The organism is Chloroflexia bacterium SDU3-3 (assembly GCA_009268125.1).
Lineage (GTDB): Bacteria > Chloroflexota > Chloroflexia > Chloroflexales > Roseiflexaceae > SDU3-3.
Window position 1 is genome coordinate 19923 of the sequence record WBOU01000019.1, and the last position, 12144, is coordinate 32066.

General features: G+C 67.2%; 12 protein-coding genes. 11 read left to right on the forward strand and 1 reads right to left on the reverse strand.

Features of this window, described 5'->3' with window-relative positions:
• Positions 1-79 precede the first annotated feature (79 nt).
• Both fabD and F8S13_23445 read left to right on the forward strand, forming a co-directional pair.
• On the forward strand, positions 80-1021 hold the full coding sequence (fabD, locus tag F8S13_23440) for an ACP S-malonyltransferase (protein KAB8140431.1): 942 nt from the start codon (positions 80-82) through the stop codon (positions 1019-1021).
• Between the two features lie 63 nt (positions 1022-1084).
• On the forward strand, positions 1085-1831 hold the full coding sequence (locus tag F8S13_23445) for an SDR family oxidoreductase (protein ID KAB8140432.1): 747 nt from the start codon (positions 1085-1087) through the stop codon (positions 1829-1831).
• Positions 1832-2222: 391 nt separating this feature from the next.
• On the opposite strand, the gene F8S13_23450 is transcribed toward F8S13_23445, so the two are convergent.
• Entirely contained in the window at positions 2223-2405 is a 183-nt protein-coding gene (locus tag F8S13_23450; GenBank protein ID KAB8140433.1) for a hypothetical protein, read from the reverse strand.
• Positions 2406-2867: 462 nt separating this feature from the next.
• Here F8S13_23450 and F8S13_23455 point away from each other — a divergent pair, with 462 nt between their 5' ends.
• From F8S13_23455 to F8S13_23495, 9 genes are all read left to right on the forward strand, one after another.
• Complete coding sequence (locus F8S13_23455; protein ID KAB8140434.1) at positions 2868-3908, forward strand: threonine synthase; 1041 nt, start codon at positions 2868-2870, stop codon at positions 3906-3908.
• A gap of 32 nt (positions 3909-3940) precedes the next feature.
• Positions 3941-5341, forward strand: a complete 1401-nt coding sequence (locus F8S13_23460) for an aspartate kinase (GenBank protein KAB8140435.1) — start codon at positions 3941-3943, stop codon at positions 5339-5341.
• A 62-nt stretch (positions 5342-5403) separates the two neighbouring features.
• A complete protein-coding gene (locus F8S13_23465; GenBank protein KAB8140436.1) occupies positions 5404-5952 on the forward strand; it encodes a GNAT family N-acetyltransferase in 549 nt (182 codons plus the stop codon).
• Positions 5873-6859: a DUF2785 domain-containing protein gene (locus F8S13_23470; GenBank protein KAB8140437.1), complete on the forward strand. Its 987-nt coding sequence runs from the start codon at positions 5873-5875 to the stop codon at positions 6857-6859. Before F8S13_23465 ends, F8S13_23470 begins: the two co-directional genes overlap by 80 nt.
• A complete protein-coding gene (locus F8S13_23475) occupies positions 6822-7403 on the forward strand; it encodes a GNAT family N-acetyltransferase (GenBank protein KAB8140438.1) in 582 nt (193 codons plus the stop codon). Before F8S13_23470 ends, F8S13_23475 begins: the two co-directional genes overlap by 38 nt.
• 26 nt (positions 7404-7429) lie before the next feature.
• On the forward strand, positions 7430-8491 hold the full coding sequence (gene asd / locus F8S13_23480; GenBank protein ID KAB8140439.1) for an aspartate-semialdehyde dehydrogenase: 1062 nt from the start codon (positions 7430-7432) through the stop codon (positions 8489-8491).
• A gap of 123 nt (positions 8492-8614) precedes the next feature.
• Positions 8615-9709: a PLP-dependent aminotransferase family protein gene (locus tag F8S13_23485; protein ID KAB8140440.1), complete on the forward strand. Its 1095-nt coding sequence runs from the start codon at positions 8615-8617 to the stop codon at positions 9707-9709.
• A 123-nt stretch (positions 9710-9832) separates the two neighbouring features.
• A complete protein-coding gene (locus tag F8S13_23490; protein KAB8140441.1) occupies positions 9833-10774 on the forward strand; it encodes a phosphotransferase in 942 nt (313 codons plus the stop codon).
• Positions 10775-10847: 73 nt separating this feature from the next.
• Positions 10848-11942, forward strand: a complete 1095-nt coding sequence (locus F8S13_23495) for a hypothetical protein (GenBank protein KAB8140442.1) — start codon at positions 10848-10850, stop codon at positions 11940-11942.
• Positions 11943-12144 lie beyond the last annotated feature (202 nt).

A 12144-nucleotide genomic window follows, 5' to 3' on the forward strand; every position in this document is an offset into this window, starting at 1 on the left:
TGGCGGGCGGCAGGGCGAGCTTGTGAGCAGCTTGTCACCTGGCTCCGCCTTTTTTTGTGGTAAAAGTGATAGAGAAGCTATGACGACAGCGTTTGTTTTCCCGGGCCAGGGCGCGCAGGCTGTGGGCATGGGCCGCGATCTGGCCAGCGCCGAGGCGGCGCGCCAGGTGTTCGCCCTGGCCGATGCCACCCTGGGCCTCGCGATATCGCGGCTGTGCTTCGAGGGGCCGGAGCAGGATCTGACCGCCACCGAGAATGCCCAGCCCGCCCTGCTGACCATGAGCGTGGCCGTGCTGGCCGCGCTGGCGGGCGGCCTCGACCGCATTCCGGCCTTTGTGGCCGAGCGCGCCCAGGCGCTGGCTGGGCACAGCCTGGGCGAGTACAGCGCGCTGGTGGCCGCCGGGGCGCTCGACTTCCCCAGCGCGCTGCGGCTGGTGCGGCGGCGCGGCGAGCTGATGGCCCAGGCCAGCGGCGGCGCGATGGCCGCGATCATCGGCCTGGATGAGGGGCCCCTGGAGCAGATCTGCCAGGCCGCCAGCGCCGCCCACGGCGCGGTGGTGATCGCCAACTACAACTCGTCGGGCCAGCTGGTGATCAGCGGCACCGCCGAGGGCGTGGCCCAGGCCATGGCCGACGCCAAGGCCCAGGGGGCCAAGCGCGCGCTGCCGCTGAAGGTGAGCGGGGCCTTCCACTCGCCGCTGATGCAGGATGCCGCCGACGCGCTCGCGCCCGACCTGCGCGCGGCGGGGTTCCGCGATGCCGCCGTGCCGGTGTTCTCGAATGTGACCGCGCAGCCGCTGACATCGGCGGGCGATTTTGCCCCCGAGCTGATCGCCCAGATCACCTCGCCGGTGCGCTGGATCGCCTCGGCCCAGCAGATGGCGGCGGGCGGCGTGACCCGATTTGTGGAGATCGGCGCGGGCAGCGTGCTGGCGGGCCTGCTGAAGCGGATCACGCCCGAGGCCACGCTGATCTCGGTGGGCGGCGCGCCGAGCGTTGAGGCATTTCTCGCAGCACAATGAACCGCACCTCAATCTGACGGGCGGCGGCCTGGCCGCCCCCCGTCCTCTTTCTGAGCGAAGCCTATGAACTTTCAAGGCCAGACAGCCCTCGTCACCGGCGGATCGGGTGGGATCGGGCGGAGTATCGTACGAATGCTGGCCGAGCGCGGCGCGCAGGTGCTGGCTGGCTACCACACCCACGGCGACCGCGCCGAGGAGCTGGTGGCGAGCTGCGCTGGCCTGGATGGCGGTGTGGCGGCCCACTATGTGGATGTGCGCTCGAAGGATTCGGCGGATGCCTTCGTGCAGGCCGGGATCGAGCGCTGGGGCAAGGTGGACATCCTGATCAACTGCGCGGGGTTTGTGGACTACGCGCCGCTGCTGGATGTGAGCACCAGCCAGTGGCGCGAGGTGATGGACACCAACCTGAACGGGGTGTACCGGCTGTGCAAGGCGGTGCTGCGCCCGATGATGAAGCAGCGCAGCGGTCGGGTGGTGAACGTGGCCGCGCTGCACGGTGCGGCGGGCGGCCCGCAGCAGGCCGACTACTCGGCGGCCACCGGGGCGATCCTGGGCTTCACCCGTGCGTTCGCCCGCGAGGCGGCGGCCTGGAACATCACGGCCAATGCGGTTGCCCCCGGCCTGATCGAGACGCCGCAGCTGGATGTGCTGCCCGAGGAGCGCCGCGCTTGGGGCGAGAAGGTGATCGCGCTGCGCCGCGTGGGCACGCCCGACGAGGCGGCGGCGGCGGTGGTGTTTCTGGCCTCGCCGCTGGCGTCGTACATCACTGGGCAGACGCTGTATGTGGATGGCGGCTGGCGCATGACCTAGCGCCGCTGCTGCCGCGCCCCTTCCCCACGCGCTGGGGGAGGGGCTTTTTTATGCGGATGCCCCGTACCATGGTTACTTTCTTGGGCGTTGTTTGGTCGGGTCGAGCGGCTGCGGCTTCGATGATGAGGGTGGTGTTTGTTTGCTGGGTGGATGCCCTGTGCGGGCGGCACCAAGGGCTACGCGCCCTTGGAACCCCGCCAGGGGAGTGGCCCCTGGACGCCAATTTTGAGCGTTCCTATGCTGTTCGCTGGCTGCTGGTGTTCGTGCATATGGCCAGTTTGCACGAGCAGCACCTTCGCTGTATGGGCTAGGTGGGTAGGGTTTTAGCATTGAGGCCCGCGAGCGCAAGCCAGCGGCCCGCGAGCGCAAGCCAGCGGCCCGCGAGTGCAGGTCAGCGGCCCGCGAGTGTAAGCCAGCGGCCCGCGAGTGTAAGCCAGCGGCCCGCGAGTGTAAGCCAGCGGCCCGCGAATGTAAGCCAGCGGCCCGCGAGTGCAAGCCAGCGGCCCGCGAATGTAAGCCAGCGGCCCGCGATTGCAGCACAGCGGCCTGGCCCATCCGTCGAAGGTGCACGCATATGCCAGCTGGCCATAATCCTCACCGAAGCGGGAAGGCTGCGCCCAGCGCTGGCAGGCCGCTTTTTCCTGTCTTTTCCCGCTTCGCGCCCTCGCGGCTGCGGGGTGAAGCGGCCCTTTTCTTCCCTTGGTGTCTTGGAGCCTTGGTGGTAAAGAAGCTAGGCTGCCCAGCTTGACAGGCTGGGCATGAGCGATTATAGTAGCAAAAAATCTGAGAGCACCTATATGCTGTTCAACGCTCGCCACAACATGACTACCACCACCACTACCACCACCCTAATGGTCGATACCATTGGGGCAGGCGATTTTGGGAGGGTGTAAGAGTCATCCTGGTGATCAGCAGACGCTGTACCCCCTCCTGAAAAGGATGGGGGTTTTTGTTTGACCTTGAACGATATACGGTACCACGGCGCATGTATCAGCCGCCTGGGGGCGCACGGCCCGCCAAGGCTACGGAGGAAGCGATGCTCATCGAACACTACCGCGAGTTCCTGCCCGTCACCGACCAGACGCCCCGCCTGACCCTGCACGAGGGCGGCACCCCCCTGATCAACTCGCCCCGGCTGGCCGCCGCGCTGGGCGTGCGCGAGCTCCACATCAAGTTTGAGGGCATGAACCCCACCGGCTCGTTCAAAGATCGCGGCATGGTGATGGCGGTGGCCAAGGCGCTGGAGAGCGGCGCGAAGTCGATCATCTGCGCCTCGACCGGCAACACCTCGGCCTCGGCGGCGGCGTATGCGGCCCGCGCGGGCATCGAGGCGATCGTGGTGGTGCCTGCGGGCAAGATCGCGCTGGGCAAGCTGGCCCAGGCGCTGATGTACGGCGCGCGGCTGCTGGTGATCGAGGGCAACTTCGACCAGGCGCTGAACATTGTGCGCGACCTGGCCGACGAGTTCCCGACCACGCTGGTGAACTCAGTGAACCGCTTCCGCGTGGAGGGCCAGACGACGGGCGCATACGAGATCTGCGACGCGCTAGGCCGCGCCCCCGACGGGCTATGCCTGCCGGTGGGCAACGCGGGCAACATCACGGCCTACTGGCTGGGCTTCAAGCGCTACTTCGAGGCGGGCAAGGTGGGCAGCCGCCCCAAGATGCTGGGCTTCCAGGCCGCCGGTGCCGCGCCGATCGTGCTGGGCGCGCCGGTGGAGCACCCCGAGACGGTGGCGACGGCCATTCGGATCGGCAACCCGGCGAGCTGGCAGTACGCCGTGGCGGCCCGCGACGAGTCGGGCGGCCTGATCGACGCGGTGACGGACGAGGAGATCATGGCGGCCTGGCGCGACCTAGCGCGGCTGGAGGGCATCTTCTGCGAGCCGGCCTCGGCGGCGGGCATCGCCGGGCTGCGAAAGCTCATCCAGCAGGGCCGCGCCGAGCCGGATGCCTGCTACGCGGCGGTGGTGACGGGCCACGGCCTGAAAGACCCGAACTTGGCGGTCGAGCAGTTCGAGAAGCCTACGCCGGTGGCTGCGGAGATGGACAAGATCGTTCAGTGGCTGGGCTGGTAGCCGCACGTTGTACCACAGGAGACTGAAGAATCATGTCGCTGCTTGTGATGAAATTTGGCGGCACCTCGGTGGGCAGCGCGGCGGCAATCGCGCAGCTGGTGTCGATAGCGGTGGATCAGCGGAAGACCTGGGATCAGGTGGGCGTGGTGGTCTCGGCCATGAGCGGCGTGACCGACATGCTTATCGGCGGGGCCAAGGCGGCGGCGGCGGGCGATGATGCGCCGTACCAGGCCAACGCGGCCAAGATGCGCCAGAAGCACGCCGAGGCGCTGGCCGAGCTGGCGGGCGAGAGCGAGGACACCCGCGCGGTGCTGGCCACGATCAACGGCCTGATCGACGACTTCGAGCTGCTGTGCCGCAGCGTACACGTGCTGGGCGACCTGACGCCGCGCGCCCACGATGCGATCGCCAGCCTGGGCGAGCGCATGAGCGCGCGGCTGGTGGCCTGCGCCATGCGGGCCAGGGGCCTGGACTCGGAGTCGATCGACGCGACCGAGTTTGTGGTGACGAGCGACGAGTTCAGCAGCGCGGTGCCGCTGCACGTGCAGACACGGGCCTTGGCCGCCGTGCGCGTGCGCCCCGTGCTGGAGCGCGGCGCGGTGCCGGTGATGACGGGCTACATCGGCGCGACCGAGAGCGGCGTGACCACCACGCTGGGGCGCGGCGGGTCGGACTACTCGGGCGCGATCATCGGCTCGGCGCTGGACGCCGACGAGGTGGCGATCTACACCGACGTGGACGGCGTGATGACGACCGACCCGCGCCTGGCCAAGAACGCCCGCGTGCTGCCGGTGCTGTCGTTCTTGGAGATGAGCGAGCTGGCCTACTTCGGGGCCAAGGTGCTGCACCCCCGCACGGTGCGGCCCTGCGTCGAGCGCGGCATCCCGCTGCGCATCCGCAACACCTTCAACCCCGAGCACGAGGGCACGCTGCTGGTGCAGCAGGCCGAGGACGACGGGCGGGCCGTGCGCGCGGTGGCCGCGATCAAAGACCTGAGCATGGTCACGGTCGAGGGGCGCGGCATGATCGGTGTGCCGGGCGTGGCGGCCAAGACCTTCGGCTCGGTGGCGGCGGCGGGGGCCAACGTGCTGATGATCTCGCAGGCCTCCTCCGAGCAGTCGATCTGCTTTGTGGTGCCCGCCGCCTCGGCCAGCGCCACGGTGGCGGCCCTGGAGGATGGGCTGCGCCACGAGCTAGAGCGCCGCGATATCGACCGGATCTGGGCGCGCGAGGGCATTGTGATCGTGACGGCGGTGGGCGCGGGCATGCGCGAGCGCCCCGGCGTGGCCGCCCAGGTGCTCACCTCGCTCTCGTCGCAGGGCATCAACGTGATCGCGATCGCGCAGGGCTCCTCGGAGTGCGCCATCTCGGTGGTGGTGGGCGCGCAGGATGGCGACGCGGCGGTGCGGGCCATCCACGAGCTGGCGATCTAGCGCCGCGCCGCCGGGCGGGCGACGGTCCGGCGGCACACTTTTTACAAAAGGAACCCCTTTCCATGTTTCGACTGACGGTGGACTCCGACATCGAGCTGAGCCTGCCCGAGCACCACGACGCGCCGCAGCTCTTCGCGCTGATCGATAGCAACCGCGCGCGCCTGCGCCAGTGGCTGGCCTGGGTGGATGGCGTCACCTCGCCCGATAGCCTCTCGGGCTACATCAGCGGGGCCAGGGCGCAGTGGGCCGCCGAGGATGGCTACACCACGCTGGTGAGGTACCGCGGCGAGCTGGCCGGGTCGCTGGGCCAGCACAACCTGAACCACACCATCCGCGCGGTGGAGATGGGCTACTGGATGGGCGAGGCGTTTGGCGGCCAGGGCGTGATGACGCGGGCCAGCCGCGCGCTGATCGAGATCGCCTTCGGCAGGCAGGGCCTCAACCGCGTGGAGATCCGCGCCGCCACCGGCAACCGGCCTAGCCAGGCCGTGGCCGAGCGGCTGGGCTTCGTGCGCGAGGGCCAGATCCGCGATGGGCAGTGGCTGTACGACCACTACGTCGATATGTATGTCTACGGCATGCTGGCGCGCGACTGGGGCGCGGCGGCCTAGGCTGCGAAAGAGACCCATGATCTCACACACATTCTGGCAGGGCATCCTGGATGCCGATGGCGAGCCGCCTGCGGGCCGCAGCGCCGAGCAGCTGCTGCCCGAGCTGCTGGAGGCGCTGGCCTCGCCCGACCCGGATCTGCGCGACGAGCTGGCTTACCTGCTGCTGGACACCTGGGTGCATAGCGGCAGGCTCTCGCCCGAGGCAATGCGTGCGCTCACCGAGGAGCTGGCCGCGCGGCTGCTGGAGGGAATCGACAGCCCTGGCGACGACCGCGTGTTCCGCCGCACCTTCGCCGCGCTCGGCCTAGCCGAGCTGGTGGGCGAGGACAACGAGCGCCCGTTCCTAGCTGAGGAGCGGCTGCGCGCGGTGTTCGGCGCGGCCCTGCGCTACCTAGCCGAGGAGCGCGACCTGCGCGGCTTTGTGCCGGGCAAGGGCTGGGCGCACGGCGTGGCCCACGTGGCCGACCTGCTGTGGCTGCTGGCCTACAGCCCGCACCTGGGCGCGGCGGATCGGGGCCGCATCCTGGGGGGCATCGCGGCGCGGCTGCAGGCCGAGGGCGAGCAGATCTTCCGCTACAGCGAGGAGAGCAGGCTGGCCACGGCGGCTATCGGTGCGCTGGGCCGGGGCCTGCCGGATGGCGTGGCCGAGGCCTGGCTCGACCAGCTGACCGTGGTGGGCGGCGAGCGCCTGAGCATGGCCTCGCGGCTGGACCCGGTGGGGCTGGCGCGCTACCACAACGTGCGCGGCTTCCTGATCAGCCTGCACTTCCAGCTGGAGCACCCGCCCGAGTCGGCATGGCCGGGCATGGCGGCCTACCTGCGCGCGCAGATCACCGCGCCGCCGCCCGCAGCCGTGGCGCTTGCGCCGCATGTGCTCGGCGCGCTGCGGGCCATGCGTGGCATATGAGAGGAGAGCGATGACCACACCCTACACCATCCGCCTGGTGAATGAGGATGACGCGGCGGCCTTCCGCGAGCTGCGGCTGGAGGCGCTACGCACTGCCCCCACCGCCTTCGGGGCCGATGCCGAGAGCGCCGCCCAGATCCCGCTGGAGAGCTGGCGGCAGCGCATGCGCGAGCAGTCGGGCGGCGAGTACGAGGCCACGTTTGTGGCCGAGTCGGGCGGCGCGCTGGTCGGCATGTCGCGCTTCTTCCAGGAGACCGGGGCCAAGGAGCGCCACCAGGCCCATATCTACTCGGTCTATGTGCAGCCCGTCTTCCGGGGCCAGGGCGTGCTGGCCGCGCTGTTCCGCGCTGGGTTCGCCTGGGCGCATGGGCGCGGCCTGCGCATGCTGAAGCTGGGCGTGACCGCCACCAACGCGCCCGCCATCCGCGCCTATACCAAGCTGGGCTTCAGCGTCTATGGCGTCGACCCCGAGCTGCTGTGCTACCAGGGCACCTACTACGACGAGCTGCTGATGTACCGGCGGGTGATGCCGGACGACCAATAATCCTTTACACTGTAAGGAGAACTCCCATGGCTCAGAAGAAGATCCCTGTCGCTATTCTCGGCGCGACGGGCGCGGTCGGCCAGCGCATGATCACGCTGCTGCAGGGCCACCCCTGGTTCGAGATCGCCGCGCTCACCGGCTCGGAGCGCACCATCGGGCGGCCCTACGGCGAGCTGGTGCACTGGGTGCTGGATGGTGAGCCGCCTGCGGATATGGCCAAGATGGTGGTGCAGCCCACCGAGCAGGTGGCCGATGTGGCCATCGCGCTCTCGGCGCTGCCCACCGACGCGGCCAAGCAGTACGAGCCGCTGTGGGCCGAGAAGGTCGCGGTCTGCTCGAACGCATCCTCGTACCGCATGGAGCAGGATGTGCCGCTGATCATCCCCGAGGTCAACCCCGACCACCTGAGCGTGCTTGAGCGCCAGCGCGCCGAGCGCGGCTGGAAGGGCTGCCTGATCACCAACCCCAACTGCTCGACCATCGGCATCGTGATGGCGCTGCGCCCGCTGCACGATGCCTTCGGCATCACCAAGCTGTTCGCCTCCACGCTCCAGGCGATCTCGGGCGCGGGCTACCCCGGCGTGCCCTCGCTAGACATCCTGGGCAATGTGGTGCCCAACATCGCAAACGGCGGCGAGGAGGCCAAGATCGAGACCGAGCCGCTGAAGCTGCTGGGCACGGTCAGCGCCGATGCGCGGTTTGTGGATGCGCCGATCGGCGTGAGCGCCCAGGTGACGCGCGTGTCGGTGATCGACGGCCACACCGCGCTGCTCTCGATCGGCTTCGAGCGCAGGCCCAGCCCCGAGGAGGCCCTGCGCGTGCTGGAGCAGTACCAGGCCCCCGAGGCGGTGCGCGGGCTGCCCAGCTCGCCCGCCAAGGCTATCGTGGTGCGCTACGAGGGCGATAGGCCCCAGCCGCGCCGCGACGGCGGCGAGGGCAATGGCATGAGCGCGGTGGTTGGCCGCGTGCGCCCCTGCCCGCTGAACGACCTGCGCATGGTGGTGCTCTCGCACAACACTATCCGCGGCGCGGCGGGCGGCGCGCTGCTCAACGCCGAGCTTTTGGTCTCAACAGGTGTGGTATCCTAGTCCGGTCGAGAAGATTCGCCAGCGGCCCGGCGAGGCGGTCTCGTCGGGCCAGATCCGCCCAGCGGCGCAGGCAGCGGCCCGCGCCCCGGCCCCCTAAGTAGAGGAAGTGGAGCGTAATCAGCTATGGCACCCGAGACGATTTTCTTCACACGCGGCGTCCCGCCCACCGAGGCATTCCCCGTCAAAGAGCTCTCCGCCTGCTTCGATGCGGCGATCACATCCGACACATCGGTGGTGCTTCAGTACGGCCAGCAGCCCGGCTACCCCGCGCTACGCCACCAGCTCGCCGCGGAGTACGGCGTGGCCGAAAGCCAGCTGCTGATCGGCAACGGCTCGCTGCACCTCCAGGATCTGGTGTCCAGCTACCTGATCAAGACGCCCGGCACGGTGGTGTTCACCGAGCAGCCCAGCTACGACCGCGCCATCAGCACCTTCCGCCGCCGCGGCGGGCGCGTAGTCGGCATCCCGCTGGAGACTGACGGCATCAGCATCGAGCGGCTGGAGGCGGCGCTGAAGAAGGATGTGCCCGCGTTCATGTACCTGGTGCCCGACTTCCAGAACCCCGCCGGCGCGACGCTCTCGCTGGAGAAGCGCAAGCGCGTGCTGGAGCTGGCCAGCCAGTACAACTTCTGGGTGATCGAGGACATCCCCTACCGCAAGCTGCGCTACACCGGCGAGGACATCCCGATGCTGCGCGAGATCGACCCGACGCACGTCATCACCATGTCGTCGTTCTCGAAGCTGCTCAGCCCCGGCATGCGCGTGGGCTTCCTGATCGCCCCCGCCGAGCTGGTGAGCGCCGTCACCAAGCTGGCCGAGGACACCATCCTCTCGCCGGTGCTGCCGACCCAGGCGGCGGTGGCCGAGTTCATCCGGCGCGGCTGGCTTCAGCCTAACATCGACAAGCTGAAGGAGCTGTACCGCCCGCGCTGGGCCGCCATGGCCGAGGCCGTGCGCAGCGAGCTTTCCGGCGCGACGCAGTACATCCCCGACGGTGGCTTCTTCGTTAGCGTGCTGCTGCCCGAGAGCGCCAACACCGATAACTTGATGGGCCGCGCCAAGGAGATCGGCCTGATCCTGACGCCCGGCGCGGCCTTCTACGCCGACTCGGACGACGGCTCGCCCATCCCCGGCGATCGCTTCGTGCGCCTGCCTTTCTGCGCCATCACCCCTGAGCAGATCCGCGAGGGTGTGCACCGCCTGGCCAGCCTGCTGTAGCATCGCTCTGATCGCGCCTGCCGCCACATTCCGGCGGCGGGCGCGATTTTTGCTGCGTATTTGTGCCTCTGGCATCTTTCTGCGCAGATTCTTTCAGCACATATATGTAGACTGCATCAAGCTATGAATGATGATCGATTACACGACTATTTTGTATGCGATACAGCTATGGCTGGTCGGCTGTTTCGATGTTTCAGCAAAACAATTGAAGTAGATCAGCTTATCCCACTTCATGGCGGTATGAGCACAAGCAACTATTGTGCTGTTTCTGGCGATAAGAAATATCTGCTGAAGATCTACGCATCATATGCGGAAAGCATAGAACCAAGCGTCTACACGTTTTTGAAGCGCCACGAATGCACGCCAGAGTTTTTCTACTACGACGAATCGAGAAAGATCTGCCCGCACCCATATGCGATCATTGAATTTATTAACGGCGTAACTTTTGGCGAGTATGTGAGTATACATAAACGCTATGATGAAGAAAAAGTGCGTGATATTGCTCAAAAGATAGCGGCTATTCACAAAAATGTCTATCAGGAGAGCGGGGTTCTTGATAGCGCGCTGCGAATAAAGGCGAGTATGGGAGATACGAGAGCGCTGATCCGTAGGAGCTTAGCAGGCAAACCTGGGGATTATATCAGCAGTGGCTGTAGGCACGGCCTTGAGCAATATATGCTTCATAACGAGGATATATTCGGCAGGATTGATTGCGATTTTGTTCTGTGCCACGGCGATATGAGCAATGGAAATATCTTAATATCAGATGACTGCGTCTATTTTATCGACTTTGAGTATGCGCTTGCAGAAAGTCGCTATCGTGATATTGGCAAGTTTTTTAGAAATAAAACACCAGATATTCAGCGATATATTACCGATGCGACCTATGCAGCTTTTCAGGATGGCTACGCTGATGTAGGGTTCATGCTACCAGATGATTGGCTGCACCTTGCTAGAATAGCAGATATCCCCGTGATGCTCGGGCTTCTGAATCGCGAAGCCCCGCCGACTGACTGGGTCGATGATATCGAGCATGATATCTGCACAGCGATTCTTCATCGCTAGCGATCCCCGCCATCAGGATGCCAAAAGCCGCTACAATAGCCCCGAGCCGACCCAGAGAAGGAGCCACCCGCCCATGCGCCACCTACGCATCGCCGCCCTGCTGATCGCCGCCGTGATCGCCGCCCAGTTTATGGCGCTGCGCATCCCCCAGCGGCTGCACTTGCCCGCGCAGCAGGCCGTGCGCACCACCAACCCCAAGGTGGGCATCCACACGCGGCTGGCGGGCTACAGCTCCGAGGAGCTGACCGAGCGCACCTACCGCCAGGTGCGCGAGATGGGCGCGTCATGGGCGGTGGAGCTGTTCCCCTGGGCCTACGTGCAGCCGCGCTCGCGCTACGGCTACGACTGGCAGGGCGCGGACATGATCATCCAGCACGCCCGCCAGCAAGGGCTGGCGGTGGTGGCGCGGCTCGATATCGTGCCCGAGTGGGCTAGGCCGCACGGCACCACCGACCGCCACCTCGACCCCGACCGCTACGATGACTACGCCGCCTATGTCGAGGCCTTCCTGCGCCGCTACCGCCCGCTGGGCGTGCGCCACGTGATCATCTGGAACGAGCCGAATCTGGCCCAGGAGTGGGGCCAGCGCCCGCCCGACCCCGAGGCCTACGCCGCGCTGCTGCGCGCCGTCTACCCCCGCGCCCACGCCGCCGCCCCCGACGCTGTGGTGATCGCGGGCGCGCTCTCGCCGGGGCCAGATCTGGGCGGCGGCGATGTGCGGCTGGACGACCTGGCCTATATGGAGCGGGTCTACGCCGCCGGGGCCGCACCGTCTTTCGACATGTGGGCGGTGCACAGCTATGGCTCCACCAGCCCGCCCGAGGCCGCCCCCGCCGATGGCCAGGTCAACTTCCGCCGCACCGAGCTGGCCCGCGCCATCATGGTGGCGCACGGCGACGCCGCCAAGCAGGCGATTATCACCGAGGGCGGCTGGAACGACAACCCGCGCTGGTCGGCGGCGGTGCTGCCCTCGCAGCGGGTGCGCTGGACGGTGGAGGCCTACCGCATGGCCCAGGGCTGGGACTGGCTGGCGGCGGCCTGCCTGTGGCAGTTTGGCACGCCCTGGCGTACCTACACCTACCAGGATAGCTGGAACTTTACCGCCTACGACGGCACACCCAAGGCCATCTACTGGGCGGTGCGCGAAGCCTTTGTGCCCAAGGAGTAGCTGCATGAAGGCTCCCCCCAAAGGAACAAACGGCGCTAAAAAGTGAGAAGACCCAGCCCTCCGCCCGGCCCATGCGGCGAAGATGCCGCTACGGTTTTGATGGCCATGTGCACGAACGCCAGATGCCTGATTTTGGCATAGGAACGCTGCAAATTGGGGTTCCAAGGGGCAACGCCCTCACAGGGCGTCACTATTAGAAGCG

Excerpts from the sequence above, each read along its gene's own strand:
- F8S13_23455 (KAB8140434.1), top strand. The coding sequence starts at position 2,868 with ATGCTCATCGAACACTACCGCGAGTTCCTGCCCGTCACCGACCAGACG.
- F8S13_23475 (KAB8140438.1), top strand. The coding sequence starts at position 6,822 with ATGTGCTCGGCGCGCTGCGGGCCATGCGTGGCATATGAGAGGAGAGCG.
- F8S13_23490 (KAB8140441.1), top strand. The coding sequence starts at position 9,833 with ATGAATGATGATCGATTACACGACTATTTTGTATGCGATACAGCTATG.
- F8S13_23485 (KAB8140440.1), top strand. The coding sequence starts at position 8,615 with ATGGCACCCGAGACGATTTTCTTCACACGCGGCGTCCCGCCCACCGAG.
- F8S13_23495 (KAB8140442.1), top strand. The coding sequence starts at position 10,848 with ATGCGCCACCTACGCATCGCCGCCCTGCTGATCGCCGCCGTGATCGCC.
- fabD (KAB8140431.1), top strand. The coding sequence starts at position 80 with ATGACGACAGCGTTTGTTTTCCCGGGCCAGGGCGCGCAGGCTGTGGGC.
- F8S13_23445 (KAB8140432.1), top strand. The coding sequence starts at position 1,085 with ATGAACTTTCAAGGCCAGACAGCCCTCGTCACCGGCGGATCGGGTGGG.
- asd (KAB8140439.1), top strand. The coding sequence starts at position 7,430 with ATGGCTCAGAAGAAGATCCCTGTCGCTATTCTCGGCGCGACGGGCGCG.
- F8S13_23465 (KAB8140436.1), top strand. The coding sequence starts at position 5,404 with ATGTTTCGACTGACGGTGGACTCCGACATCGAGCTGAGCCTGCCCGAG.
- F8S13_23460 (KAB8140435.1), top strand. The coding sequence starts at position 3,941 with ATGTCGCTGCTTGTGATGAAATTTGGCGGCACCTCGGTGGGCAGCGCG.
- F8S13_23470 (KAB8140437.1), top strand. The coding sequence starts at position 5,873 with ATGGGCAGTGGCTGTACGACCACTACGTCGATATGTATGTCTACGGCA.
- F8S13_23450 (KAB8140433.1), bottom strand. The coding sequence starts at position 2,405 with ATGCGTGCACCTTCGACGGATGGGCCAGGCCGCTGTGCTGCAATCGCG.